The following is a 25,693-nucleotide window of genomic DNA, read 5'->3' as shown; positions in this document are numbered from 1 at the left end:
GCACTCGAGACATGCAAATGGGAACCTGTATTATCTGTGGCGTCGACGTCGACGGCGGCGGTCGTATCTGCCGCTCACACCAGGAGGACGTGGTATTCGACTTCCGCGGCGACAGCCCGGATCAGCTCGTCGCGAACCGCTTCTACCGCGGCGTCGTCGACGGCTACGCCGAGTTCGGCGTGTTCATCGACCTCGCACCGGGCATCACGGGGCTGCTCCACCGCTCGGAGCTGGACAGGCGGCTCGACAGTCTCGAGTGGGAGCCGGGCGACGACGTGTTCGTCCAGGTGAAAGGCGTCCGGGACAACGGGAACATCGACCTCTCGTGGTCGATCCGCCAGGCCGATCGGGAGTTCCGCGGGGCGCTCGTCCAGGACGGCGAGACCGAGTACGTGCCCGACGAGGAACCCGACGACGAGGGCGCGGAGACCGCCGACGACACGGACGAGGGAGCGGACCCGACCGGCGAGATCGCGGGAAATGAGCGCACCGAGGGGACGGACGCACCCGTCACGTCGGACTCCTCGGGCGACTCGGATGGTTTGGACGACTTCGACGACTCCGAAGCGAGCGACGGGGCCGCCGATACTCCCGCCGACGCGGAGCCGGAAGCGTCCGGGGATCGGGACGTCGAAGAGCCGGGCGTGGAGGACGAAGACGCGGACGCTCCGGGCGCGGAGTACGAGCGCGTCGACGTCGAGACCCTCCCGGACCGCGTCGGAGAGCCGGTCCGGTTGGAGGGCGAGGTCGTGAGTACGCACCAGACGGGCGGACCGACGATCTTCGAGCTCCGCGACGCGACCGGCGTCGTCGACGCGGCCGCGTTCGTCGAACCCGGCGTCCGGGCGTACCCCGAGGTCGAGGTCGGCGACGCGATCAGGATCGACGGTGAAGCCGAGCGTCGCCGCGGCGACATCCAGGTGGAGACCGAGGCACTCGCGGTGCTCGACGGCGAGGACGCCGAGGCGGTCCGCCGCCGGCTCGCCGAGGCGCTCACCGCGAAGGCCCGCCCGGAGGGTCTCCAGCCGCTCGCCGGCGACGAGGCCGTCGCCGGGCTCGGTGAGGGGCTGCTCGACGCCGCCGAGGCGGTCCGCCGGGCGGTTCTCGAGTCGCGGCCCGTCGTGGTTCGTCACCCCGCCACCGCCGACGGCTACGTCGCCGGTGCCGCGGTCGAACGCGCCGTGCTTCCGCTCATCCGCGACGAGCACGCCAAAAGCGACGCGGAGTACCACTACTTCACCCGCCGACCGACGGAGGAGCCGGTCTACGACATGGACGCGGCGACGAACGACGTCACCCGCATGCTTCAGGACCGCGACCGCCACGACGAAAAGCTCCCGCTCTTCTTGCTTCTCGGCACCGGCTCGACCGTCGAGTCCGCCGACGGGCTCGACCTGCTCTCCGTCTACGACGTGGACGCGGTCGTCGTCGACGCCGCGGTCGCGGACCCCGAGACGCGCGAGCAGGTCGACACGCTCGTGTCGACGGAGCTCGCCGACGTCGACACCGACCTCTCGACGGGCGCGCTCGTCGCGTCGCTCGCGTCGGCGATCAACGACGAGGTCCGAACGGACCTCGTCCACCTGCCCGCCGTGAGCTACTGGGACGACGCGCCGGCCCGCTACGTCGACCTCGCGCGCGACGCCGGCTACGACCGCGAGCGGATCGCGGAGCTCCGCGAGGCGGTCGCGCTCGAGGCGTACTACCAGTCCTATCAGGACAAACGCGAACTCATCGCCGACCTGCTGTTCGAGGACGGCGGCGACCTCGCCGCGCACGTCTCCGAGCAGTTCCGCGAGAAGCTCGAGACCGAGATCGAGACCGCGAGCGCCAACGTCGTCACCGAGTCCGTCGACGGCGTCGAGTTCGCGCTGCTCGACACCGACGAGTACACCCACCGGTTCGACTTCCCGCCGACGCCGCTGCTCTTGGACGACCTCCACCGGCGGCACGCGAACGGCGACGCGTTCGCCACGGTCGGTATCGGTACCGACGAGCTGTACGTCCGGTCGACCGCTGACCTGTCGGTGCGGGACGTCGCCGCCCGAGCGGCCGAGATCGCCCCGGCCGCCGACGTCTCGACCGCCGGGCTCCGCGAGGGGAAGATCGGTTTCCTCTCGGGCGAGCGCGACGCCGTCGAGGACGCGGTCGTCGCCGCCATCGCCGAGCAGCTCTAGAGTCGATCGCCGCTCGACGCCCGCCGTCGGATCCCGTCTCACTCCGTGGTCGCCCGGCGAAACGGACCGGGCGGCAGCCGCAGCTCGTCGAGTTCGGGGAGGTGTTTGACGTTGAAGACGACCTTCAGCTCGTCGGAGAGCGGGTAGCCGTTACACGAGAGCCGGAAGCCGCGCTCGGCGTGCTCCTCCGAGAGGATGTGGTTCGCGGGCTGGGAGAGCTCGCCCTCGACGAGGTAGACGGCGCAGTTCGCGCACGCGCCGCCGCGACACGAGAAGGGCCAGGAGAACCCGCGGTTCTCGGCGGCCTCGAGCAGGCTCTCGTCGGGCTCGACGAGGAGGCGACCGTGGTCGGCCGGGGCGAGGTCGGCGTCGGCCGCCTTCGCGAAGAGGTCGTCGTCCGCGAGGTCCCACCCGCGGTCGGCGATCACCTCGTAATCGAGGAACTCCACGCGGATCGAGCCGGTTCCCTCCCCCTCCGTGAGATCGATGTCGGCGGGATCGGTGCCGGTCCCGTTCGTTTCCGCGCCGTCCAGGTTGCGATCGGCGAGTTCCCGGTAGGCCCGCCTGACCAGTTGGAACTCCTCCACCGATCCGCCCGTGTCGGGGTGCGCCTCCTTCACCCGATCGCGATAGGCCCGTTCGACGTCGGCGTCGTCCGCGTCCTCGTCGAGATCCAACACGTCGAACGGGGAGACCATTCGATGTGCGACCTAACCGATCGAGACACATAAACGTCTCACAACCGCCGTTCGCCGCCGGTATCCGGAAGGGTATCCCTCGCGAGCACCTCGGTAGATCCGTCCGATCGATCGTTTCATACCGCCGGCACGGTTGGGTACGAGTACGCATGACACGCGACGATCGCATACCCGTCACCGTCCTCAGCGGGTACCTCGGCGCCGGGAAGACGACGCTGGTGAACCACCTGTTGGAGAATCCGGGCGATCGACGGATCGCCGTGATCTTAAACGACATGGGCGAGGTGAACGTCGACGCCGAGCTGATCGCGCGTGAGAACGACGAGGAGGGCGTGATCGACCTCTCGAACGGCTGTATCTGCTGTCGGCTCCAGGACGACCTGTTGACCGAGGCGACCGCGCTCGCTGACTCCCGCGAGTTCGATTACCTCCTCGTCGAGTCCTCCGGGATCTCCGAGCCGGTGCCGGTCGCACGGGCGTTCCTCGAGGGGACGGAGGGTTCGGAGGTCGATCCGACGGAGCGGTTCCGGCTGGACACGATGGTGACCGTTCTCGACAGCTACGGCTTCTGGAAGGAGTTCGACGCCGGCGCGGACCTGCCCGGCGGCGCGAACGCCGGGTCGGGCGCGGACCGTCCGCTCGCCGACGTGCTCGTCGAGGGGATCGAGTTCTGTGACGTCCTGCTCTTGAACAAGACCGACATGGTCCCCGACGACGTGATGGACCGGATCGAGTCCGTCGCCGAGCGGCTCGGCCCCCGCGCGGAGCGGATCCGGACGACCTACTCCGAGGTCGACCCCGAGCGCGTGCTCGACACGGGCCGGTTCGACTTCGAGGAGGCGAAACGCTCGGCCGGCTGGAAGCGCGCCATCGCCGAAAGCGAGGCGGAAAGCGGCGACGGGGACGGCGACGACGCGGCCGCCGCCGAGCACGCCGATGACGACGGTCACGTACACGGCGACCACGGACACGATCACGCCGGCCACGATCACGCCGAGGGCGCGGCGGCCGCCCACGGCGTCGACTCGTTCGTCTACCGTAGCGGCGACCCGTTCGAGCCGGGGGCGTTCGCCGACTGGCTCGGCGACTGGGACGGCTCCGTGATCCGCGCGAAGGGGTTCGTCGCCGTCGCGGGCACCGACGAGGTGATCGGCGTGAGCCAGGCCGGCCCGTCGGTCCAGGCCGGTCCGATCGGCGAGTGGGACCCTGACGACGACCGCCGGACACGGCTCGTCCTCATCGGCGAGGACATGGACGAGCCTCGACTCCGGGCGGAGCTCGACGATCTGACGGCGGCGAACGGGACGAACGACGGCGACGATCGAACGGCCGAGGACGTCTTCCCGATCTGAGCGCGATCGGTGCGTCCCCCGATCACGGCCACCGCTCGAGCAGTCCCGCGTAGTCGGCGATGATCCCGTCGACGCCGACCGCCGCGAGCCACCGCGCCTCGTACCACGTCTCGACCGTCCAGACGTTCACGTCTCGACCCTCCGCCCGAGCGGTCTCCACGAGGTCGACGCCCGCGGATCCCGCGCCGGCGAAGGGCGTCCCCCGGACCAGGTCGATCGCCGGGTGGATCGCCTCGGCGTCGTGCTCGCGGGCGATCGCCAGGCCGTCGGCGATCGACTCGGACAGGATCGGCGCGACCGGGTACGACGACGTCTCGCGGCTCGCCGCCAGCGCGGCCTCACAGAACGACGAGAGGAGGACCGCGTTGTCGTGCCCGTCGAGAACCTCCACGACGCGATCGACGAACGGCCGCCAGACCGCGGTCCGCTCTGCGAGCTCCTCCGCCGAGAGTTTCTCTCCGGGCCGCAGGTCGGCGCGTCCGGGGTTCTTCAACTCGACGTTCACGCCCACCTCGACGGGCAACGCCTCGAGCACCTCCTGTAGGAGCGGGACCGTTTCCCCGCTTCCGAGCACCTCGGCGTCCGTGACGGTCGGCGTCCCCGTCTCCCAGACGACCCCCTCGGCGTCGGTGAGCCCGAGCGCGCCCCCCGCACGGCCGGCCAGCCGGTCGTCGTGAAAGACCACCACGTCGCCGTCGGCGGTCGGGACGACGTCGACCTCGACGAGATCGGCCCGCCGGTCCTCGGGGACGTCGCGGCCGGCGGCGGCCTCCACCGCCGCGACCGTGTTCTCGGGGTTCTCGCCGGCGAAGCCGCGGTGGGCGATGAGCGTGAGATCGGCGTCGGGCCCCGGCTGGGGCGGCTCGAAGGCGTCCGTGGGGATCCCCCCGTCGGCGTACGCGAGTCCGTACGCGCCCGCGGCGGCGAGCCGGGCCGTCCCCGATAGGAGGGTTCGTCGCCGCGCGCGGGGCTCCCTCGGGGTCACGGACGAAGCGTCGGCCGGCGAGCGGGCGTCGTCGGATCGAGTCATGAGTCGTGGCTGCCGCGCCGTCCGCCCGGTGGTCGGTCGCGGCTACGAGCGTCCCCGCTTTCAGATCTCGAGTTCCGCCCGGAGGTCGTCCCAGTCCTCGTGGAAGCCGTGGGTGGACTCCGTCTCGGCACCGACGGCGGACTGGTACACCTCGTCGTACTGGAGCAGTTCGCCCCACCCGTCGTGGAACGCCCAGTTACAGTATTGGCACATGTCTCGCCGAACGCGTCGGTGAGTGATAAGCGTTGGCGGGATCGAAAAAACGGGAGAACGGTGCGTCGTCGCGTCGGCGTGGCGGCCGGCTCAGGGCTCGAGCAGGACCTTCGTGACGCCCTCCTCGCGGGCGTCGAACGCCTCGTACATCTCCGGGGCCTCCTCGAGGTCGACGCGGTGGGAGACGACCCAGGACGGATCGGCGCGCCCTTCGATGATCATGTCGCGCAGGTACCGGTTGTACGACTTCACGTTACACTGACCCGTGCCGCACTTGAGGCCCTTCTCGAAGAACTTCCCGAAGTCGATTCCGAGCCGCCCCTGGGCGGCCATGTCGTCCGGGGCGCCGGGATCCTCGGGTACGTACAGCCCGGGGATCCCGAGCTGGCCCGTCGGCCGGACGACCCGGATCAGGTTGTTGATCACGACCGCCGGGTTCTCCTTGGCCGGCTGGTAGGAGTAGTCCTCCGTCTCGGTGTCGACGTCCTCGGGGTCGGTCGCCTGGTACCCGACCGCGTCGACGCCCTTGTCGACCATCCCGCCGTGCTCCTCGATGATCTGGTCGACCGGGTCGCCCTCGGAGAAGTCGATCGCGTTGGCGTCGCAGTGCTCCTCGGCCAGCGCGAGCCGACTCGGCACCTGGTCGACCACGTAGATCTCCGCCGCGCCCTTGATCTTGGCGCTGTAGGCGGCCATCAGTCCGACCGGACCGGCCCCGAAGATCGCGACCGACTCGCCGGGCTGGAGGTCCGCCAGCTCCGTGCCGTGCCATCCCGTCGGGAAGATGTCCGCGAGAAGCGAGAACGCGTCCTCGTGCTCGCGTCCCTCGGGCAGCTTCAGCGCGTTGTGGTCCGCGTACGGGACGCGAAGCTTCTCGGCCTGTCCGCCCGGATACGGCCCCATGGCGACGTAGCCGTACGCACCGCCCGCGAAGCCGGGGTTGACGTTGGTACAGAACCCGGTGAACCCCTCCTCGCAGTTCTGACAGAAACCGCAGGAAACGTTGAAGGGCATCACCACGCGGTCGCCCTCCTCCAGGGTCGAGACGGCCTCGCCGACCTCGCTTACGATTCCCATGTTCTCGTGGCCGAAGACGATCCCCTCCTCGGCTGCGGTTCGACCCTCGTACATGTGGAGGTCCGACCCACAGATACACGACGTCGTGATGTCCACGACCACGTCGTTCGGGTGCTCGATCTCCGGTTCCTCCACGTCCTCGACGGCGACCTCGTACGGTCCCTGATACACTACTGCTTTCATGAGTGATCCGTGAGAACAGTGGACAGCATATGACGTAAGTCTATTTACAAGTCAATTACCTTTAATAAGTCTATAACGATCGATAGTAATTGTCACACGGGATAGATCGGCGTCGGCGAGAACGCGCTCGGCGAGGGGTTCAAGCCCGTCGAGCACGTCCGTGTGAACGTATGTCGCATATGCGGGGAGTCACATGGTGACCTATCGGCGCGGCGGTTACGTCCAAGGCGGCGACGACGCCGTGGAACGGGGATGTGACCACTGCGGATGGCACGCCGTCGCCGACTCCTATCCGGAGCTGATCGTCGCCTACCAGCGCCACCTCCGGGAGGACCACCCGAAGGCGTGGCTCAGGGTCTGAATCCGGGTCGTTCTGTGCGGCCGCGTCGCTCGACGGAGCCGCGTCACGGCTCGGCGCGTTCCCTTCGACACCGCCAGACCAGCATGTACACCTCCCACGGGTCGAGTTCGTACCGATCCGCGAGCCCGTCGCACGCCGAGAGGTAGTCGTCGTACTCGCCGGTCGACGGCGGGTCCGGATACGGCCCCTCGAGGTCCGTCAGGTCGCGCACGGTCTCCCACGTGTACGGGCCGACGACGACGAACCGGTCCGGGTGGACGAACGCGAGGAACGCCGAGGCGACCGGCAGGTCGACGCCCGGCAGCGCGGTCAGCGCGTCGACCGCGTCCCCGTACGCTTCCCGGTCCGCCTCGACCGCGGCCGCGATCGCGTCGCGAACCCTCTCGAAGTCGGCCCCCTCGAAGGCCTCCTCTCGACGGCTCCGGTCCTCCCCCGCCGGCTCGTCGCCGAGGTGCCGGCGGCCGTACCACCGCACCACCCACTGGGCGTCCCGGCGACCGTACTCGCCGCGTCGGAACGCGTCGGGCATGGTCTCGACGGCCTCCGATTCGACGGTGTACAGCGGCTCCGTCGACCGGTACGCCTCCAGTGCCGCCTCCACGTCGGCTCGCGAGAGGTCCATGTCGCCGCGGTCGGTCGCCGCACACCTAACGCTTCCGCGCGACGGATCGTCGGAAGCCGGAGCGCACCCCCAACGATCCCGCGAGGCGCGCGAGGATTCGCGAGGCGGACCGACGAGACGTGAAAATGGACCCGTCGAGACACCGCCGTTCGGCCGACACACGGCACGAACCGGCGGTCATCCGCCGAGTGCGTGTAGAACGAGGGTGTCCCGTGAGACGTCGGGACGGTCGAGGGGTGGTCGCCGCTGGCGCGGTGAACGCGGTCAACGCCTCGGTCGCCCGGCTCACAGCTTCGTCGCCGCAATGGGTCACTCCTCCGCCCCTTTCGACCGGGCCCGTCCTCGAACGTCTCACTCCACCCGCGGCTCCGGCATCAACGCCTCGAACTCGCGGGCGTCGAGCCACTCCAAGAGTTGAACGAGTTGGTCGGCCGCGGCCTCGAACAGCCGCTCGGCCTTCTCGGGCGTGACGTCGGTCGGGTCGCCGAACGCGCCGTTCGCGGAGTTGTCGATCGCGTCGTAGAAGGTGCGCGCGCCGTGGACCATCGTCTCGGAGTCCTCGATGTCCGTGAGTCCGCCGTCGCGGGCGGCCTCGAACTCCTCGGGCCGGACGAGGTCGGGCGCGAGATGGGTGATCATGGCGGTCTCCTTGGGCCCGGCGTGCGGGCCGTTCTGCGCGAACAGGTCGTCGACGAGCTCCGGGATCGACTCGTCCCACATCCACTCTATCGCGTACGCCGTCCCGTCCTGGTGGAGCCGGCGGCCGACCTCCCGGAGGTGGTCGACGTTGCCGCCGTGGGCGTTGACGTAGACGACGCGGTCGATCCCGTGGTACGCGAGGTTGCGGGTGAAACTCTCGACGTAGTCGCGGAACTCCGGCGGGTCGACCCAGAGCGTGCCGGGGAACTGGCGGTGGTGCGGGCTGACCCCGATATCGACGGTCGGCGTTCGAGGGAGGCCGGTCTCCTCGGCGGCCGCGGTCGCGAGTCCCTCCGCGATGAGGTGGTCGGTCGCCAGGGGCAGGTGCGGTCCGTGCTGTTCGGTCGAGCCGAGCGGCACGATCGCCGTCGATTGGCCCTCCAGGCGGTCGCCGACTTCCGGCCAGGTGTGGTCCGCGAGGTACATACGACTCCCTGGACCCGGAGGCGTATCAAACTCCGTGAGGAGGCAGGCGAACGGGGGAAGCGGACCGCCCCGACCGACGCCGGGACCCTTCGTCACCCTTTTTGTGCCGCCCGGCCGAACTCCGCGACATGTTCGGAGGAGGCGGCATGAATCCGCGAAAGATGAAACAGATGATGAAACAGATGGGGATCGACGTTGAGGAGCTCGACGCCGAGCGGGTCGTCGTCGAGACCGCCGACGGCGACCTCGTCTTCGAGAGCCCCCAGGTCACGCGCATGGACGCGCAGGGCCAGCAGACCTACCAGATCGTGGGCGACCCGGACGAGGTCGCCGACGCGGGCGCGGGCGGCGCGAGCGCCGTCGAGGCCGCCGATCCCGACGAGACGGCCGACAGCGGCGGCATCCCCGACGACGACGTGGCGCTCGTCGCGGAGCGCGCGGGCGTCCCCGAGTCGCTCGCCCGCGAGACGCTCGAGGCGCACGACGGCGACCTCGCGGCCGCGATCGCCGAGCTCGAGTGACCGACGCCGCGTACCTCCTGGTCCACGAGGACCGCGAGTACCTCTTAGAGCCCGGCGAGGAGTTCGGCACCGACCTCGGCGTGCTCGAGGTCCCCGAGGACGTCGCCGCCGGCGACACCGTCGAGAGCCACCTCGGAACCGCCTTCGAGGTCCGCGAGCTTCGCGGCCCCGACCTGTTCGACCACCTCGAGCGCACCGGCGCGCCGATGATGCCGCGCGACGTCGGGCTGGTGATGGGACTGACCGGCGTCGCCGCCGGCGACCGCGTCCTCGACGCCGGCACGGGGACCGGCATCCTCGCGGCGCACCTCGGCCGGGTCGGCGCGGACGTGACCACCTACGAGGTCGATCCGGAGTTCGCCGACGTGGCGCGCGAGAACATGCGCGTCGCGGGCGTCGAGGAGCGCGTCGAGGTCCGGACCGGCGACCTCGCCGAGGAGATGGACCTCCTCGACGGCTCCGAAGATACCGACCCCTTCGACGTGCTCACGCTCGACACGGGTGACGCGCCGGCGATCGTCTCCCGCGCGCCGGACCTGCTCGTCCCCGGCGGCTTTCTCGCCGTCTACTCGCCGTTCGTCGAGGGGACCCGCGAGGCGGTGACGGCCGCGCGGGAGGCCGGACTCGCGGCGGTCGAGACGCTGGAGACGATCCAGCGCGAGATGGACTTCTCCGACCGCGGCTCCAGACCCTCCACCCGTGGCGTCGGCCACACCGGCTATCTCGTGATCGCCAGAGCGCCCTGAATCGAACGGGCACACCGATCGGGCACCCGAACGGGCACCCGGCGATCGCGATCCGACCGCGTCACCCCCGAGATCGGGGGAAGCTTCATTCCACCGCGACCGCCAGAACGGGTATGTCCGTCGCCGACGACGTCGAGGCCGCGCTCGCCGGGCGAGACGGCGTGGTCGCCGTCGGCGTCGGCATCGAACTCCTCGCCGCGACGCTCTCGGCGCGTCGCGCCGACGGGAGTGGCCGCTGGCGGGTGGCGTGTCCGCCGGGGGTCGTCGACGACCTCGGTCGCGCGCTCGCGCTCGGGAGCGCCGCGGCCGAGGCTTGCGCCCGCGGAACGATCGCGCTGCGCACCGGGACCGGTCCGCGACCGGACCGGACGCTGTTCGCGAGCGCCGGTCGCGTCGACGCCGTCGTGGGACCGGCGGACGACCGAACGCTCCTGACCGACGCCGAGTCGGACCGAACGACCGCCGCCGCGGAGGCAGTCGAGGCGCGCTTCGAGGCGGCCGCCCCCGCGTCGATCGGGATGCCCTCGCGGAGCCGCCTGCTGTCCGCGGCCCGAGAGGCGCTCGACGATCGGTTCGCCGCCGACCTGGAAACCGTCCTCTCGACGCTCGGAACGGACCCGACGGCCCTCGATCGGTCCGAAGCGCTCGACGACCGAACGCTGCTCGTCGCGTTGGCGGCCCGTCACGACCACCTCTTCGCCGACGTGCGCGAGTGGGCCGACGACGTCGGTATCGCGCCGAAACAGACCTTCTCGGCCGCGCGACGCGCGCTCGAGGAGCGGGGGCTCGTCGAGTCGATCAAGGTTCCGATGGGGATCGGTCGCCCGAACTACCGGCTCCGCGCCGTCGACGAGACGCTCAACCGCGTCGACGCCGTGCGGTTCCCGTCGGCGCTCCGCGAGCTGTTCGAGGCGGCGGACGCCCGGAGCGGCTCCGGTATCGGCGGGGCGCGGATCGACGACCGGCCGGTGTGGGACAGGCGGCGGTAGGCGGCGATCCCCCGGAGTCCTAGAGCCGCCCCTCGTCGACGGCGTCGACGAGCGTGGACCCCGCGGCGCGCCAGTCGGCCTCGGCGTCGGCGAAGACCCGCTCGGCGCGCTCGGCCGCCTCCGCGACGACCGCGTCGACGTCGACGCCGACGATCCCGCCCGCGGAGACGAGCTGGACGCCGTCGACGAACACGTCCCGCACGACGTCGCTGCCGCCGCCGTACACGAGGTTGGGGATCGCGGTGTGGAACGGCCGCGTGACGGTCGGCGCGATCTCGGGACGTTCCAGGTCGCAGACGACCACGTCCGCGCGCTTGCCGGGCGAGAGCGACCCGACGCGGTCGGCGATCCCGAGCGCTCGGGCACCGCCGACGGTCAGCAGCTCGAGGACGCCGCTCGCGTCGAGCGCGGTGGGGTCGGTGCGGTCGGCCTTCGCGAGCATCGCCGCCGTGCGCGCCTCGCGGAGCGCGTCGTGTCCGCCGGGGCCGGGAGCCTGGTCGGTGCCGATCCCAACGGTTCCGCCGTGTTCGAGATATTCGACGACCGGCGGGACGATCCCGTCGATCGCGGTGATGGAGGAGGGACAGCCGACCATCCGGACGCCGGCGTCGGCGAGCAGGCCGCGTTCCGCCGGGGTCGCCCCGTGGAGGTGGGCCGCGAGCAGGTGATCGCCGAGCAACCCCTCGCGGTCGAGGACGCCGACGGTCGTCTCGTCCTCCCCGTACCGGGCGGCGATCTGTCTGCGCTCCCGGTCGCCCTGCGCGACGTGCATGTGGACGGTGTGGCCCTCCGTGCGGGCCCGCTCGGTGATCGTCTCGAGGAGGTCGAGCGAGACCATGTCCAGCGCCTGCGGGCCGTACGCCGGCTCGACGAGCGGGTCGTCGTCGAACTCGGCGACGAGGTCCTCCGCGCGCTCGAGGCCGGCGTCGCCGCCGTCGCGGTCGAACGGGTAGGGCTCGTCGGGTCCGATGTCCGACCGGTCCTCGGGGACCTCGTTTATCATTTCGGTGGCGACGACCCGGAGCCCCAGCGGTCGGTACACCTCCCGCACGAGGTCGCCGACGCCGCTGGCGTACTCGCCGACCGTCGTCGTGCCGGACGCGAGCGCCTCGATCGCGGTGAGCTCCGCCCCGACGATCCCGTCCTCGGGCGTCGCGTGTGCGGAGATCGGCCCCAGCGAGCGGGTCATCCACTCGATCTCCGGGACGTCCTGAGCGGCCCCCCGGAGCACGGTGTGGTGGCCGTGAACGTGGGCGTTGACGAGCCCCGGAAGCGTGAGACAGCCGCCCCCGTCGACGGTCCGTTCCGCGTCCCCGGTCTCGACGCCGTCGGCGGGGCCGACGTAGGTCAGTTCCCCGTCGGTCCAGCCGACCGCGCCGTCGTCGACGATCCCGAGGTCGCCCGTCGCGCCCTGGACGTCCGGATCCATGGTGACGAGCAGCGTGTCGGTGACGAGCGTGTCCATGGGGGTCGATCACGACCGGCCGGCAAGGAACTGTCGGTGGCTCGGGTGACTCCGGAGGGGATGCCCCGCCGGCGGTCGCGGGCGACGTGACAAGAACTAACTCCGGGCGGATCCCTCGGTACGCCATGCCGACATTCTCCGACAGGGTCGAGCGGATCGCGGTGAGCGGGATCCGCGAGGTGTTCGAGGCGGCCGGCGACGACGCGATCAACCTCGGGATCGGCCAGCCGGACTTCCCGACGCCGGAGCACGCCCGCCGGGCGGCCGTCGACGCCATCGAGGCGGGGAAGGCGGACGCCTACACCGGGAACAAGGGAATCGCCCCGCTCCGGGAGGCGATAGCCGAGAAGCACCGCGCGGACCAGGGCGTCGACCTCGACCCGGCGAACGTGATCGCCACCGCGGGCGGCAGCGAGGCGCTTCACGTCGCCCTCGAGGCGCACGTGAGCGCCGGCGACGAGGTGATCGTCCCCGATCCCGGCTTCGTCTCCTACGACGCCCTGACGAAGCTGGCGGGCGGCGACCCGGTCCCGGTTCCGCTCCGGGAGGACCTCACCATCGATCCCGCCGCGATCGAGGCCGCGATCACCGACGACACCGCCGCGTTCGTCGTGAACTCGCCCGGCAACCCGACCGGGGCCGTCTCCTCCGAGGCGGACGTCCGGGAGTTCGCGCGGATCGCCGACGAGCACGACGTGCTCTGCCTCTCCGACGAGGTGTACGAGTACACCGTTTTCGAGGGCGAGCACTACTCGCCGATGGAGTTCGCCGAGACAGACAGCGTCGTCGTCGTGAACTCCGCCTCGAAGCTGTTCTCGATGACCGGCTGGCGGCTGGGGTGGGTGTACGGCTCCGAGGCGCGGATCGACCGCATGCTCCGCGTCCACCAGTACGCGCAGGCGTGCGCCTCGGCCCCCGCCCAGTACGCCGCGGAGGCGGCGCTGCGAGGCGACCGCGACGTCGTCGAGGAGATGACGGACTCCTTCGAACGCCGCCGCGATGTCCTCCTCGAGGGGTTCGCCGACGCCGGCATCGAGTGTCCGGTCCCGCAGGGCGCGTTCTACGCGATGCCGAAGGTGCCCGAGGGGTTCGTCGAGGCGTGTCTCGAACGCGACGTGATCGTCGTCCCCGGCGAGGCGTTCGGCGAGGGCGGACGGGGGCACGCGCGTATCTCCTACGCGACCGACGAGGACGACCTCCGGGAGGCGGTCTCGGTGATGGCGGAGGCGTACGAGGCGGTCCGATAGCGATTACCGAAGGGCATTATTCTGTCTGGAGTGGTTTCCGCAAGTTATACTGCCGCCGGGAAACGACGCTATCCGCATGACCCGGAACATCCAAGTCAGCCGCCTCGACCGACGGGCGGTCGAGGACCAGGAGGTCGAGATCGTCGAGCGGAAGGGCATCGGACACCCCGACTCGATCTGTGACGGCCTCGCGGAGTCGGTCTCGCGCGCGCTCTCGCAGCTCTACCTCGACCGCGTCGGCAAGGTCCTCCACTACAACACCGACGAGACCCAGCTCGTCGCGGGTCGCGCCGCCCCGGCGTTCGGCGGCGGCGAGGTGATCGAGCCGATCTACGTGCTGATCGTCGGCCGTGCCACGAAGGAGTACGAGGGCCGACAGCTCCCGGTGGATTCCACCGCGCTCGCGGCCGCCCGCGAGTACCTCGGTGAGGCGCTCCCGGAGCTCGAGTACGGGACGGACGTGATCGTCGACGTCAGGCTCGGCGAGGGCTCCGGCGACCTCCAGGACGTCTTCGGCGAGGAGACCCAGGAGGTCCCGATGGCCAACGACACCTCCTTCGGCGTCGGCCACGCCCCGTTGACCGAGACGGAGACGATCGTCCACGAGACCGAACGCGAGCTCAACACGACCTACTACGCCGACCACCCCGAGCTCGGCCCCGACGTGAAGGTGATGGGCAAACGCGAGGGCGACCGCATCGACATCACGGTCGCGGCCGCGATGGTCGACGCGCACGTCGCCGACCTCGACGAGTACGACGACGCCGTGAGCGGCGTCCGCGAGTTCGTGACCGACCTCGCGGAGAGCCACACGGACCGCGAGGTACACGTCGACGTCAACACGGCCGACGACTACGAGGAGGGCTCGATCTACCTCACCGTCACCGGAACCTCGGCCGAACAGGGCGACGACGGCTCCGTCGGGCGAGGCAACCGCGCGAACGGGCTCATCACGCCGAACCGCCCGATGTCGATGGAGGCCACCTCCGGGAAGAACCCGGTCAACCACATCGGGAAGATCTACAACCTGCTGTCGACGCACGTCGCGGAGACGGTCACCGACGAGGTCGACGGGATCCGCGACCTCCAGGTCCGGCTGCTCTCGCAGATCGGCCGCCCGATCGACGAGCCCCACGTCGCCGACGCACAGATCGTCACCGAGGAGGGCGTCGAGCTGTCGGCGATCGAAGACGAGATCGTCGGGATCGTCGACGACGAACTGGCGGACGTGACCGGCGTCACCCGCCGGGTCATCGTCGGCGACGTCTCCACGTTCTGAGTTCGAGCGTCCGCCGGGGGCGCGAGGGCCGACGCCGTCGCGACCGCGCTACCGAGGCGTTCCCGACTCCTCGCATCCCAACCGACACGTCGCCGGGAGCGTCATCCGGACGACCGTTCCCGTGGGTCGGTTCTCGGCCAACTCGAGGTCGCCGTCCGACGTTTCGAGCGTCCAGTAGATCATCCAGAGGCCGAGTCCCTGGGTGTGGACGAGGGGCGTCTCACCTTCGCTCTCGATCGCATCGACGTCGAACTTCGAGATCCCCGATCCCGTGTCGGCCACCTCGACGACCGCCGAGCCCGCTCGATCCGCTCGGACGGTGACGGTGATCGACGCGTCGTCTGGCGTGTGCTCGACCGCGTTCCGCAGCGCCTCCTCGACTGCCGTCGGAAGGGCGGGGTGGGCCTCGACGCGGCAGTCGGCCGTGAAACGCGTCGAGATGTCGACGTCCGGGTGGACGCCTCGAAGCCGGTCGACCCGCTCTTCGATCAACGACGTGAGATCGAACGCCGTTCGCCGGTCCGCGTTCCAGATCGATACGACCCGGCGTGTTCGATCCGTCGTCTCGAGGATCCGCTCGAGGTGTTTCCGGATCATCCGGGCCTCTTCGGCCGTTTCTGTCGGTGTATCGGACGTTTCGATGTTATCCAGGTACCCGAGCGCGACGGAGAGCTCGTTCCGGAGGTCGTGCCGCAGGACGCGATGGTTGATCGTCAGGAGTTTGCTCAGGTCCTCGGCCTCCTCGAGCCGCTCGTCCGACTCGACGGCGTATAGACCGCCTCGGACGCCGACCATCGCCCCGAGGGCGGTAATGAAGGAGAGCAGAAACGAGAACTCGGTAGGGTCGCCCTCCAGCAGCCAGATGCTCCAGATCGCGACCGCCAACAGCGCGAACGACCCCGCCACGCCGACTCCCAACCGCACCACTCGCCACCGGCCGGACGCGGAGATCGATCGATCCCGGAGTTCGCGTCCGGTGAACACGACGAACGCGGAGATGCTCCCGACCACGAACGCCTCGAGTCCCGTCCCGAACCCCGTCCCCTCGGTGAGGAGGTGAACTGTCCCGAGCCCGAAACAAAACGTTCCAAGCGCGTGGACGCCGTGTTCCGGACGGATCCGATCGAACGTGGAGGACACGGATCGAGAGTCCGAGGAGAGACGTAAATCGTTTACTCCGGTCGACCGCAATCGATTTCCCGGTGCCATCCGAGTTCACGGACGTGACGCGGGTGTGTCTCCTCGGCGAGTCCGACGCGAACCTGAGTTACGAGCTGTTGTCCCGCGAGACCGCGCGGAAGGCGCTCGCGACCTACGAGATCGCCGAGCCGTTCGCCAACAGCGTCGCCGTCGACACCGTGAGCCTCGGGACGGCGGTGTCGCTTTTGAACGACCTCGACTGGTACCTCGTCCGGTTTGTCGCCGAGGCGATCGTCCTGGAGCCGTCCGTCTCCCGCTCCGAGTGGCTCTCGCGCGACCTCGCACGCGAGGTCCGGGACGGCGAGGTTCCTCCCGAGGAGACCGACCAGCGGCTGAAGGTGTTCGGGCTCGTCGACGGCGAGCCCGTCGAGCCGCTCTTCGTCCGGCGGACGCAGGGCGAGGTCCCCGAGTACGACCTTCGCGATGTCGAGGAGACGCTCGTGGTCCGGGTGAGCGAGGCGGAGTTCTCGGGGTGACCCCGTCGCTCGCTCTCGATCGCTCGGACCCGCCGAGGTACCTCCTCGCGACCGTCGTCGTCCGGATCGCCGTCGCGGGCGTCGTCGAGTTCGCGTTCGCCGACGACCGAGCGGTCGACGCGGTCGTCACGGGGACGTTCGGCGGCCTCGCGGTCGGCGTCGCGACGCTTCCGTTAGAACGGAGCGGCGGGAACTGAGCGCGTCGACCCGACCCCGGCCGGTGCGGCAGCGGGGTTCACTCCGGGACGATCGCGACGGCCTCGATCTCCACGAGCATCTCCGGATCGATGAGGCGGCTCACTTCGACCATGCTCGTGGTCGGCCGAACGTTGCCGAACGCCTCGCCGTGGGCCTCGCCGACCGCCTCCCACTCGTCGACGTCCGTGACGAACATCCGGGTTCTGACCACGTCCTCGAGCGACGCGCCGGCCTCCCGGAGAGCGTCCTCGACGTTCCGAATCGCCCTCCTCGTCTGCTCGTACGGATCGCCCTCGCCGACGACGTCTCCGTCGTCGTCGGTCGCCGTCGTCCCCGAAACGTGTACGTGCGAGCCGACCCGAATCGCCCGAGAGTACCCGACCGTCGACTCCCACTCGGTGCCCGAGGATACCCGTTTCCGTTCCATGGAGTCGAGGTCACCACGGTCCAACAAAGGGATTTCGTAGCGCGGTTCGACGGCGGCCCTCCGGAGTGACTCCGAGAGGTTCACGGCCTCGGTCCGGTGCGGTTCACTCCTTTCGGTCGTCACAACGGGAGTGCGCCGTCATCGTCGGTGCTGCCGTCGTCCGTCTCGCTGTCGTCGCCGACGTCCTCGCCCTCGCCGAAGACGTCGGTCTCGATCGTCTCCTCGTCGGTGAGAGTGCATAAACCCGCACCGCTCTCCGATCCATCGGCGGTCGCCTCCGGTCGCCCTCACGCCGGCCGCCCCCGCCGACCGACGGACCTACCGCCCGATCGTCCCCTGGCGGGTGACCGGCGCGTCGGGATCGATGCGGAACGCGACCAGGGTCGCGTCGGTGTCGGCGGCCAGCGCCAGATCGGCACCGTCGCCGACGAGCAGGCCGCTCTCGGTCGACTCGAGCGTCTCGCCGCCGCCGGAGACGGTCCCGTCGAACACGTAGAAGTACGTGTCCCAGCCGTCCTCGACGGGGAGGTCGACGCGCTGGCCCGCCTCGAGGCGGACGTCGTGGAGGTGGACCCGGTTTCGGACCGAGAGGGGCGCGTCGGTGCCCTCGGGACCGAACAGGTGTCGCCACTCGCCCGCGACCGGCTCGGGGAGCAGTTCGTGTTGGATCCCCGAGGGGAGATCGAGCTCGCGCGGGCGGACGAAGATCTGGAGCATGCGCAGGGGCGGGTCGTCGGCGAGGGTTCGCTCCGCGTGCCAGAACCCCTCGCCGGCGTTCATGACCATGAGGTGGTCGGCGTCCGTGACGAGGTCGTTGCCCTCGCGGTCGTCGTGACGCATCGAGCCCGCGGGCACCCACGAGACGATCTCCTCGTTTCGGTGCTGGTGCATCGGGATCAGCGTGCCGGGGTCCATGAACGACTCGACCACGGTCGAGAGGGGGCCGTACCCGTGGTCGTCGTGGTCGGGGCTGAGTCGGCCGGGGAAATTGAACCGAGTTCGGAACGACCCCTGATCCCGTTCGACCGTCGACCGCGGGGCCGTGTGAAGCGTCGCCGTCGATCCGGTGCTCATAGGACCGAGACGGGCGCGAGAAACAAATAGACGACGTCTCCGATCCGTCGACCGCCTCTCGCCGGTCGACACCGTCCCAACTGGAGACGCCCCGACGTGTCAGATCTGGAAGGCCGTAAAGAGGAGGAGCAGAACCGAAACGACACAGACGAAGACGATCCAGCCGACGATGATGATCCCCACGCGTCGCGTGGTGAGTTCCTCCCCACTGAGGATCTTGCCGATGCTCATGCGAGAGGGATCGATCAGCCAGGATATAAAACGTCGGCGCTCGGGTCGTGTGGGCGGAGCGGACGCCGACCGTTCGTCACTCCTCCCGCAACACCAGCGGTTCGATGGCGAGCGTCCGCTTCGCGACCGTCAGGATCCGGAGGACGTACGAGACGAACAGCATGAACGGGGAAAGCGTCACCGCGAACGCGGCCCCGACCGCGAGGACGACGTGGTCGATCCCGAGCGTGGCCCCCGGAAACGTCGTCGGGTCGACGACGGCGAGGGCGATCCCCGCGACGGTCACCGCGGGGATCGCCGCGTAGAGGATCAGCCGTGACAGATCGATGAGCGCCCACTGGAAATACAGCGTTTTGACGTGTTCTCGTGCCGAACCGTACAGCGACAACAGCGTCTTCAGATCGTCGAGCAGCGCGTGCTCGGTCTTCGAGATCGACCCCCCGTACTCGGCGGAGAGACGCTCGATACGCGCGATCTTCCGGCTGTAACCGAAGCGGAGCGCGGCCGAGATCACGTCGAAGGACCCGAACCGAGCGCCGTCGAGCCGTTCCGTCACCACGGCCGCGTCCCGAGCCACCTCCTCGGTGAACGCCTCGACCTCGTTCCCGAGGTCGCCGTTCTCCGAGTCGCCGGCGGACCGCCGTAGGTCCCCGGTCCGATCGGCGATGGTCTCGACGATGTCGCCGAGAAAGACGGCCGGGTCCGTCGAGACGGGGGATCCGATCAGTTCGGCCGTGAACTCTCGTACGTCCATCGAGTCGCGTAGTCGGTCCCGCTGGTCGCCGAGCGGGCCGTTCTCCTGGGTGAGCACGAGCTGGCCGATCGTGACGACGAGCGTCGTTCCGGTCACGACCGCCGCGATCATCGTCCCGAACAGCGTCTCGACCGGGTCGCTCGCGCTCATTCGCTCGACGAACGGCGGCGGGAGCACGGAGACGGCGACCACGAACGCGACGAACACCGCGGCGGTCAACGTGCCGGCGACGAGGAGTCGGTTCGCGCGCAACAGGAACCAGCGCTCCGCGCGGCGCGGCCAGTCGGTCATGTCGCCGACTACACGCCGGAGGGTCCTATAGTCCCGTGTCGGTCCGGTACGACGGTGAGCGGACGGAGCCGAGCACGCTCAAAAGATACGGTCGGTGTGTCGTCAGAGGCACGTCGACCGGGATCCCCTCGCCGTCCGAGCCATAAGGGACCCGTCATTCACTCGGATCATCACGGACAGGCAGGACCGGCGTCTGGACGGAAACGAGGACGGCGCAAGGGTGACGCGAGTGGGATCGACTTTTGGCCGTCCCCGAGAAGGGGACGGTATGACCGCCGACCTCGCGGAGAAGACGGACCGGTACGAGCGGATGCTCGCCGACGCGCTCGATGCCGCGGAGCCGCGGCCTCCGGCGGACACCCCGCTCGGCGACGCCGCCGCCGACGTCGCCGAGATGGCGGAGTCGTACCTGGAGGACGGCCGCCACTTCCGCGCGAACGGCGACCCCGTCAACGCGCTCGCGTCCTACTCGTACGGCTACGGGTGGCTCGACGCCGGCGTCCGGCTGGGGCTGTTCGCGGTCCCGGACGGGACCGAACTGTTCACGACGTGACGGTCGCCACCCGACTCACGACGTGACGCCCGTCGACCGACCCGTTCCGCGCGCATTTATGTGTCCGTCCGCAGACTCGGGTGTATGAGCGAACTCGCGGACCTGACCGAACGGCTGGTCTCGATCCCCTCCCACGAGGACGAGACCGCAGCCGGCGACGCCATCGAGGAGTGGCTCCGGGCGGAGACCGACGCCGACGTCGAGCGCGACGCGGTCGGCAACGTGATCGCGTACAAGCGGGCGGGAGGAAACGGCAAGCCTGGGATCGGCACCGACCCCGACGCGGGGACGTTCGCGCTCGTCGGCCACCACGACGTGGTCCCGCCGGCGGAGCGGCAGACGGCGGGCGAGGGGACGGACGGCGAGTACGTCGTCGAGCGCCGCGACGGCCGGATCCACGGCCGCGGGACGGCGGACATGAAGGGCGCGGTCGCCGCCTGCCTGCTCGCGTTCCGGGACGCGACGCCGCCGGCGGGTCGAGAGCTCGCGGTCGCCTCCCTCGTCGGCGAGGAGACCGGCGGCGAGGGGGCACGCCACGCGATAGACGAGGGGTTCGTTCCCGACCACGCGCTCGTCGCGGAGGGGTCGACGAACTACTCGAAGCCGGGCGTGACCGACGTCGTCGTCGCCCACAAGGGCCGGCGGGCGTCGACGCTCGTCGCGTCGGGCGACGCGGCACACGCCTCCGAGCCCGAGGCGGGAGAGAACGCGGTCTACCGCGCCTGCGACGCCGTCGACGTCGTCCGGGGGCTCGACGCCCCGAAGGCGACGGTGTTCGGCGAGGACGTGACCGGGTCGGTCGTCGTCACGGGCTTCCACGGCGGCGACACCTGGAACGTGATCCCCGACCGGTGTGAGGTGACGATCGACGAACGAACCGTCCCCGGCGAGCGGGCGGACCTGGCGCGCACGGAGGCGGTTTCCGGCGTCGAGTGGACCGTCGACCAGGACCTCCCGCCGATGGGCTGTGGCGACGACGCGTTCGCCGACGCCGCGCTGTCGGCCGCGCGCGAGGTCCACGAGGCCCGCGGGCTCGGTCGCCCCGAACACGTCACCAAACCGCACGCCACCGATGCGGGATGGCTGTCGGAGGCCGGCACGGAGTGTCTCGTCTGTGGCCCCTCGGAGCCCGGCGAGGCGCACACGGAGACGGAGAGCGTCTCTATCGACGTGCTCGACCGGTGCCGGGACCTCTACGCGACGCTCGCGGCACGCGAGTGGTGACGGGGAGCCGACCCTGGCGAGCGACCGAACCGCCGTCGTGACGTCCGGCCGAACTCCCGTCGTGACGGCTCGCTCGTCGGGATCGTATGGAAGGGGTTTTATGCGGTCCGGCGGAAGTGTGGGCCACTATGGGAGACAAATCGAAGGCCAAAAAGAAGCGTCTGGCGAAGGCCGAGCGCCAGAACACCCGCGTCCCCGCGTGGGTCATGATGAAGACCGACATGAACGTCACGCGAAACCCCAAGCGGCGCAACTGGCGTCGGAACGACCTCGACGAGTAAATGAGCACGAGTGATTTCGAGGAGCGTGTCGTCACCGTCCCGCTCCGCGACGCCAAGGAGAAGCCCGTCCAGCAGCGCGCCGACTACGCCGTGAAGATCGTCCGCGAGCACCTCGCGAAGCACTTCTCGGTCGACGGGGAGGACGTGATCCTCGACGCCTCGGTCAACGAGGCCGTCTGGGCGAACGGTCGGCAGAACCCGCCGAGCAAGCTCCGCGTCCGCGCGGCCCGGTTCGTCGAGGACGGCGAGCCGGTCGTCGAAGCCGAGCACGCCGAGTAACGTGTTACGGGCGACCTTCACCGGCTCGTCGTACGTGGGGGTCTTCGCCCGCGTCGTCGACGACCTCCTCCTGGTCAGGCCGGACGTCGACGACGACCTCGCCGCGGACCTCGGCGCGGAGCTCGGCGCGGACGTGCTCCCGACGACCGTCGGCGGCTCGAACACCGTCGGGTCGCTGGCGGTCGGCAACGAGAACGGCCTGCTCGTCTCCGAGCGCGCGACCGACCGGGAGAGAGAGCGGATCGCCGAGGCCGCCGACAGCGAGGTGAACGAGTTGCCCGGCCGGATCAACGCCGCAGGCAACGTCGTGTTGGCCAACGACTACGGCGCGTACGTCCACCCGGACCTGCCGCGCGAGGCGATCACGACGATCAAAGAGACCCTCTCCGTCCCGGTCGAACGTGGCGACCTGGGGGACGTTCGGACCGTCGGCACCGCGGCGGTCGCGAACGACACGGGCGTACTCTGTCACCCGAAGTCCCGCGAGTCCGAGCTTCAGGCCGTCGAGGAGGCCCTCGACGTCCGGGCGGATCTCGGGACGGTAAACTACGGCGCGCCGCTCGTCGGCTCCGGGCTCGTCGCGAGCGACGACGGCTACGTCGTCGGCGAGGACACGACCGGCCCCGAGCTGGGACGCATCGAGGAGACGCTCGGATTCATCGACTGATCGCGGGTTGAACTGCTCTCGCTCCCGTTTTCGCCGCTTCTTCCGGTTCCGTCTCGTCGTCCGTTTTTAGGAAGATACTTCCCTGTCCCTGCCGGATGAGCGTACATGAGTACTTACACCGTGAGCGGACGGTTCCAGAGTAGAGACGGCTTCCAGCCGTTCAGCAAGGACGTCGAGGCGGAGAACGAGGACCTCGCACGCGAGCGCATCTACACGCAGGTGGGGAGCCAGCACAACCGGAAGCGCACCCAGATCGAGATCGAGGAGGTGTCCGCGGCATGATGGGCGGCGGACAACAGCAGCTCCAGCAGCTCTCCCAGGAGCTGCAGGCGCTCGACGAGGAGATCGAGGCGCTCGAGACCGAAGTCGAGGGGTACCGACAGGAGAAGGGCGACATCGACGAGGCCGTCGAGGCGATCGAGACGCTCGAGACCGGCGCGACGGTTCAGGTGCCGCTCGGCGGCGGCGCGTACGTCCGCGCGGCGGTCCAGGACATCGACGAGATCGTCGTGTCGCTCGGCGGCAACTACTCGGCCGAGCAGGAGCAGGACGACGCCATCGACGTGCTCCGCCGCAAGCAGGAGGCGCTCGACGACCGCATCGCGGAGACCGAAGCGGAGATCGACGAGTTGGAAGACGAGAGCCAGGAGCTCGAACAGCAGGCCCAGCAGATGCAACAGCAGATGCAACAACAGCAGATGCAGCAGATGCAACAGCAGGCCGACGACGAGTGAGGTAACGGACCGTGTTCGACGGACTGAAGGACAAGCTGAGCAGTTTCCGTGAGGACGTAGAGGCGTCCACGGACGCCGATGAGGCCTCCGAGAGCGAAGACGCGGACGAGGAGTCCGCGTCCGGATCCGCCGCCGGGACCGCCGAGCCCGCGGACGCCGACTCCCCCGTGGACGCCGCTTCGCCGGACGAGGAGACGGACGGCTCGGCGGACCCGAGCACCTTCCAGCGCGCGAAGGCGTTCGCGACCGGCCGGATCATCATCGAGGAGGAGGACTTAGAGGAGCCGCTCTGGGACCTCGAGATGGCGCTGTTAGAGAGCGACGTGGAGATGAGCGTCGCAGAACAGATCCTCGAGACGGTTCGCGAGACGATGCTCGGCGAATCACGAAAGCAGGTCGAGACGACCGGCGAGCTGGTCGAGCGGGCGCTTCACGACGCGCTCCTGGACGTCATCGCGGTCGGCCAGTTCGACTTCGAGGAGCGGATCGCCGAGGCGGAGAAGCCGCTGACGATCGTCTTCACCGGCGTCAACGGCGTCGGGAAGACGACGACGATCGCCAAGCTCTCCGAGTGGCTCGCGGACCGCGGCTACTCGTCGGTACTGGCGAACGGTGACACCTACCGTGCGGGCGCGAACGAACAGATCGCAGAGCACGCCGATCGGCTCGATCGCGACCTGATCTCTCACGACCAGGGCGGCGACCCGGCGGCCGTCATCTACGACGGCGTCGAGTACGCCGCGGCGAACGACGTCGACGTCGTCCTCGGCGACACCGCGGGTCGGCTCCACACGAGCGACGACCTGATGGCGCAACTGGAGAAGATCGATCGCGTCGTCGACCCCGACATGACGCTGTTCGTCGACGAGGCGGTCGCGGGACAGGACGCGGTCAACCGCGCGAAGGAGTTCAACGAGGCCGCCGAGATCGACGGGGCGGTGTTGACGAAGGCGGACGCCGACTCCTCCGGCGGCGCGGCGATCTCCGTCGCGTACGTCACCGGCAAGCCGATCCTCTTCCTGGGGACCGGCCAGGGGTACGACGACCTGGCGCGGTTCGATCCGGAGGCGCTCGTCGACAGCCTGCTCGGCGAGGAGTAGGGTCGCCGGTCGCGCCGCGGGACCGCCCGTTCGCTTATAAACCGTACGGGAGCGAACCGCACACGGGCGACGGGATCAGAACCCTTAACAGTTCACCGCGGTTTGATCACGATAGCGGGATGGGATAGCCAGGAGATTCCGCCGGGCTCATAACCCGGAGATCGGTAGTTCAAATCTACCTCCCGCTACTTCTCTCCGACGTTCCGACCCCGAGCCGGTCGGGCGACTCGTTCCGAATCCAACCCGGAAGCGATTTCCGTCGCCCAGCCCACCGTTCGCGTATGGAATACGAATCGAGCCTCGACCGCGCGATGGACGCGGTCCCGGACTTCGACGGGTCCGACGAACGGCTGTCGGTCCCCGACCCCGAGACGCAGAAGGACGGCGCGTTCACCCGACTAACGAACCTCTCGGCCATCGCTGACGCGTTGAGCCGCGATCCCGAGCACGTCCACTCAAAGATCCAACAGGAACTCGGGACGGCCGGCCAGTACGAGGACGGCCGCGCACGCTACAGCGGGAACTTCCGCGAGCGCGACTTCCAGGCAGCGATCGACTCGTACATCGAATCGTTCGTCACCTGCTCCGAGTGTGGCCTGCCCGACACCCGGCTGGAGACGGAGAACCGAACGCCCATGCTTCGGTGTGAGGCCTGTGGGGCGTTCCGGCCGGTCGCGAAACAGACGACGTCGAACGCGAAGCGTCAAGAGGAGGCCATCGAGGAGGGTAACACCTACGAGCTGGAGATCGTCGGCACGGGCCGTAAGGGCGACGGCGTCGCCGAGCGCGGCGAGTACACCATCTTCGTCCCCGGCGCACAGGAGGGCGACACCGTCCGGGCGTACATCAAGAACGTCTCGGGCAACCTCGCGTTCGCCCGCCGGGAGAATTGACCGTCTCGCCCCGCTCACGTCGCTCGCAACCGATCTCGCTCGTCAACTCCGACCTCCTCCGGGGATTTCAGTCGACGCGCTCGGCGAGCGCCGTGTGTTCGGTCTCCTCGACGTGGCGAGTCACGAACGCGTCGGCCGCGTCCGCGGAGTCGAAGACGCGCTCGACGGAGCACTCGCGGCAGACGGCGTGGTACAGTCGGGAACGCTTCTGTGGAGCCATACACGC

The 25,693-nt window shown here is 69.6% G+C and carries 32 protein-coding genes and 1 tRNA gene; 20 read left to right on the top strand and 13 right to left on the bottom strand.

Annotation, left to right across the window (positions count from 1 at the left end; all coding sequences use genetic code 11):
• The first annotated feature begins 17 nt into the window (after positions 1-17).
• A complete protein-coding gene (locus NO889_RS13355) occupies positions 18-2,177 on the top strand; it encodes a DHH family phosphoesterase (protein WP_256412741.1) in 2,160 nt (719 codons plus the stop codon).
• Positions 2,178-2,215: 38 nt separating this feature from the next.
• Here NO889_RS13355 and fer read toward each other — a convergent pair whose 3' ends face one another.
• Positions 2,216-2,875: a ferredoxin Fer gene (gene fer / locus NO889_RS13350; RefSeq protein ID WP_256412740.1), complete on the bottom strand. Its 660-nt coding sequence runs from the start codon at positions 2,873-2,875 to the stop codon at positions 2,216-2,218.
• 149 nt (positions 2,876-3,024) lie between these two features.
• Between fer and NO889_RS13345 the strand changes: the two genes are divergently transcribed.
• Positions 3,025-4,227 (top strand): CobW family GTP-binding protein, encoded by a 1,203-nt coding sequence (locus tag NO889_RS13345; protein WP_256412739.1) that lies wholly within the window; start codon positions 3,025-3,027, stop codon positions 4,225-4,227.
• A 22-nt stretch (positions 4,228-4,249) separates the two neighbouring features.
• On the opposite strand, the gene NO889_RS13340 is transcribed toward NO889_RS13345, so the two are convergent.
• The 3 genes from NO889_RS13340 to NO889_RS13330 form a co-directional block, all read right to left on the bottom strand.
• Entirely contained in the window at positions 4,250-5,212 is a 963-nt protein-coding gene (locus NO889_RS13340) for a glycerophosphodiester phosphodiesterase (RefSeq protein WP_256412738.1), read from the bottom strand.
• A gap of 105 nt (positions 5,213-5,317) precedes the next feature.
• Positions 5,318-5,470 (bottom strand): hypothetical protein, encoded by a 153-nt coding sequence (locus NO889_RS13335; protein ID WP_256412737.1) that lies wholly within the window; start codon positions 5,468-5,470, stop codon positions 5,318-5,320.
• Positions 5,471-5,560: 90 nt separating this feature from the next.
• Positions 5,561-6,730, bottom strand: coding sequence for a glutathione-independent formaldehyde dehydrogenase (locus tag NO889_RS13330; protein WP_256412736.1), 1,170 nt, complete (start codon positions 6,728-6,730; stop codon positions 5,561-5,563).
• A 193-nt stretch (positions 6,731-6,923) separates the two neighbouring features.
• Between NO889_RS13330 and NO889_RS13325 the strand changes: the two genes are divergently transcribed.
• Positions 6,924-7,091, top strand: a complete 168-nt coding sequence (locus NO889_RS13325) for a hypothetical protein (RefSeq protein WP_256412735.1) — start codon at positions 6,924-6,926, stop codon at positions 7,089-7,091.
• 43 nt (positions 7,092-7,134) lie between these two features.
• On the opposite strand, the gene NO889_RS13320 is transcribed toward NO889_RS13325, so the two are convergent.
• On the bottom strand, positions 7,135-7,713 hold the full coding sequence (locus tag NO889_RS13320; RefSeq protein WP_256412734.1) for a hypothetical protein: 579 nt from the start codon (positions 7,711-7,713) through the stop codon (positions 7,135-7,137).
• A gap of 351 nt (positions 7,714-8,064) precedes the next feature.
• Positions 8,065-8,838 (bottom strand): creatininase family protein, encoded by a 774-nt coding sequence (locus NO889_RS13315; RefSeq protein WP_256412733.1) that lies wholly within the window; start codon positions 8,836-8,838, stop codon positions 8,065-8,067.
• 128 nt (positions 8,839-8,966) lie between these two features.
• Between NO889_RS13315 and NO889_RS13310 the strand changes: the two genes are divergently transcribed.
• From NO889_RS13310 to NO889_RS13300, 3 genes are all read left to right on the top strand, one after another.
• Positions 8,967-9,359, top strand: coding sequence for a nascent polypeptide-associated complex protein (locus NO889_RS13310; protein WP_256412732.1), 393 nt, complete (start codon positions 8,967-8,969; stop codon positions 9,357-9,359).
• Positions 9,356-10,105, top strand: coding sequence for a methyltransferase domain-containing protein (locus NO889_RS13305; RefSeq protein WP_256412731.1), 750 nt, complete (start codon positions 9,356-9,358; stop codon positions 10,103-10,105). Before NO889_RS13310 ends, NO889_RS13305 begins: the two co-directional genes overlap by 4 nt.
• 113 nt (positions 10,106-10,218) lie before the next feature.
• A complete protein-coding gene (locus NO889_RS13300; RefSeq protein ID WP_256412730.1) occupies positions 10,219-11,094 on the top strand; it encodes a transcriptional regulator TbsP domain-containing protein in 876 nt (291 codons plus the stop codon).
• 19 nt (positions 11,095-11,113) lie between these two features.
• Here NO889_RS13300 and NO889_RS13295 read toward each other — a convergent pair whose 3' ends face one another.
• Positions 11,114-12,559, bottom strand: a complete 1,446-nt coding sequence (locus NO889_RS13295; RefSeq protein ID WP_256412729.1) for an amidohydrolase family protein — start codon at positions 12,557-12,559, stop codon at positions 11,114-11,116.
• A gap of 125 nt (positions 12,560-12,684) precedes the next feature.
• Here NO889_RS13295 and NO889_RS13290 point away from each other — a divergent pair, with 125 nt between their 5' ends.
• Both NO889_RS13290 and NO889_RS13285 read left to right on the top strand, forming a co-directional pair.
• Positions 12,685-13,806 (top strand): pyridoxal phosphate-dependent aminotransferase, encoded by a 1,122-nt coding sequence (locus tag NO889_RS13290; RefSeq protein WP_256412728.1) that lies wholly within the window; start codon positions 12,685-12,687, stop codon positions 13,804-13,806.
• Between the two features lie 76 nt (positions 13,807-13,882).
• Complete coding sequence (locus NO889_RS13285) at positions 13,883-15,085, top strand: methionine adenosyltransferase (RefSeq protein ID WP_256412727.1); 1,203 nt, start codon at positions 13,883-13,885, stop codon at positions 15,083-15,085.
• 48 nt (positions 15,086-15,133) lie between these two features.
• Here NO889_RS13285 and NO889_RS13280 read toward each other — a convergent pair whose 3' ends face one another.
• On the bottom strand, positions 15,134-16,225 hold the full coding sequence (locus NO889_RS13280; protein ID WP_256412726.1) for a sensor histidine kinase: 1,092 nt from the start codon (positions 16,223-16,225) through the stop codon (positions 15,134-15,136).
• A gap of 83 nt (positions 16,226-16,308) precedes the next feature.
• Here NO889_RS13280 and NO889_RS13275 point away from each other — a divergent pair, with 83 nt between their 5' ends.
• Positions 16,309-16,761 (top strand): DUF5804 family protein, encoded by a 453-nt coding sequence (locus NO889_RS13275; RefSeq protein ID WP_256412786.1) that lies wholly within the window; start codon positions 16,309-16,311, stop codon positions 16,759-16,761.
• A complete protein-coding gene (locus NO889_RS13270) occupies positions 16,758-16,958 on the top strand; it encodes a hypothetical protein (RefSeq protein WP_256412725.1) in 201 nt (66 codons plus the stop codon). The genes NO889_RS13275 and NO889_RS13270 overlap by 4 nt, the downstream gene beginning before the upstream one ends.
• Before the next feature lie 38 nt (positions 16,959-16,996).
• Here the strand turns inward: NO889_RS13270 and NO889_RS13265 are convergent, their stop codons facing one another.
• The 4 genes from NO889_RS13265 to NO889_RS13250 all read right to left on the bottom strand — a co-directional run bounded on the left by NO889_RS13265 (position 16,997) and on the right by NO889_RS13250 (position 19,736).
• Positions 16,997-17,386 (bottom strand): RidA family protein, encoded by a 390-nt coding sequence (locus NO889_RS13265; RefSeq protein ID WP_256412724.1) that lies wholly within the window; start codon positions 17,384-17,386, stop codon positions 16,997-16,999.
• 318 nt (positions 17,387-17,704) lie between these two features.
• Positions 17,705-18,460: a pirin family protein gene (locus tag NO889_RS13260; protein ID WP_256412723.1), complete on the bottom strand. Its 756-nt coding sequence runs from the start codon at positions 18,458-18,460 to the stop codon at positions 17,705-17,707.
• A 99-nt stretch (positions 18,461-18,559) separates the two neighbouring features.
• Positions 18,560-18,691 carry a hypothetical protein gene (locus NO889_RS13255; protein WP_256412722.1) on the bottom strand — a complete coding sequence of 44 codons (132 nt, stop codon included), beginning with the start codon at positions 18,689-18,691 and terminating at the stop codon, positions 18,560-18,562.
• A 76-nt stretch (positions 18,692-18,767) separates the two neighbouring features.
• Entirely contained in the window at positions 18,768-19,736 is a 969-nt protein-coding gene (locus NO889_RS13250; RefSeq protein WP_256412721.1) for a DUF7972 family membrane protein, read from the bottom strand.
• 268 nt (positions 19,737-20,004) lie between these two features.
• On the opposite strand from NO889_RS13250, the gene NO889_RS13245 reads away from it, so the two are divergent.
• The 10 genes from NO889_RS13245 to NO889_RS13200 all read left to right on the top strand — a co-directional run bounded on the left by NO889_RS13245 (position 20,005) and on the right by NO889_RS13200 (position 25,467).
• A complete protein-coding gene (locus tag NO889_RS13245) occupies positions 20,005-20,289 on the top strand; it encodes a DUF357 domain-containing protein (protein ID WP_256412720.1) in 285 nt (94 codons plus the stop codon).
• An 84-nt stretch (positions 20,290-20,373) separates the two neighbouring features.
• The gene (locus NO889_RS13240) at positions 20,374-21,513 is read left to right on the top strand and encodes a M20 family metallopeptidase (RefSeq protein ID WP_256412719.1); all 1,140 of its coding nucleotides are present in this window, start codon (positions 20,374-20,376) and stop codon (positions 21,511-21,513) included.
• Positions 21,514-21,641: 128 nt separating this feature from the next.
• Positions 21,642-21,794: a 50S ribosomal protein L39e gene (locus tag NO889_RS13235; protein WP_023498294.1), complete on the top strand. Its 153-nt coding sequence runs from the start codon at positions 21,642-21,644 to the stop codon at positions 21,792-21,794.
• Positions 21,795-22,073, top strand: a complete 279-nt coding sequence (locus tag NO889_RS13230; RefSeq protein WP_066415670.1) for a 50S ribosomal protein L31e — start codon at positions 21,795-21,797, stop codon at positions 22,071-22,073.
• A gap of 1 nt (position 22,074) precedes the next feature.
• On the top strand, positions 22,075-22,740 hold the full coding sequence (locus NO889_RS13225) for a translation initiation factor IF-6 (protein WP_256412718.1): 666 nt from the start codon (positions 22,075-22,077) through the stop codon (positions 22,738-22,740).
• A gap of 105 nt (positions 22,741-22,845) precedes the next feature.
• Positions 22,846-23,022 (top strand): 50S ribosomal protein L18Ae, encoded by a 177-nt coding sequence (gene rpl18a / locus NO889_RS13220; RefSeq protein ID WP_256412717.1) that lies wholly within the window; start codon positions 22,846-22,848, stop codon positions 23,020-23,022.
• Positions 23,022-23,474, top strand: a complete 453-nt coding sequence (gene pfdA, locus NO889_RS13215) for a prefoldin subunit alpha (protein WP_256412785.1) — start codon at positions 23,022-23,024, stop codon at positions 23,472-23,474. Before rpl18a ends, pfdA begins: the two co-directional genes overlap by 1 nt.
• Before the next feature lie 11 nt (positions 23,475-23,485).
• Positions 23,486-24,574, top strand: coding sequence for a signal recognition particle-docking protein FtsY (gene ftsY / locus NO889_RS13210; protein ID WP_256412716.1), 1,089 nt, complete (start codon positions 23,486-23,488; stop codon positions 24,572-24,574).
• Positions 24,575-24,687: 113 nt separating this feature from the next.
• Positions 24,688-24,762 (top strand) — tRNA-Met (locus NO889_RS13205).
• A gap of 93 nt (positions 24,763-24,855) precedes the next feature.
• A complete protein-coding gene (locus NO889_RS13200) occupies positions 24,856-25,467 on the top strand; it encodes a translation initiation factor IF-2 subunit beta (protein WP_256412715.1) in 612 nt (203 codons plus the stop codon).
• Positions 25,468-25,534: 67 nt separating this feature from the next.
• On the opposite strand, the gene NO889_RS13195 is transcribed toward NO889_RS13200, so the two are convergent.
• A complete protein-coding gene (locus NO889_RS13195; protein WP_256412714.1) occupies positions 25,535-25,687 on the bottom strand; it encodes a hypothetical protein in 153 nt (50 codons plus the stop codon).
• Positions 25,688-25,693: the final 6 nt, after the last annotated feature.

It is taken from the genome of Halorubrum rubrum (assembly GCF_024494685.1).
GTDB lineage: Archaea > Halobacteriota > Halobacteria > Halobacteriales > Haloferacaceae > Halorubrum > Halorubrum rubrum.
This window is presented reverse-complemented; position numbering and strand designations above follow the sequence as displayed.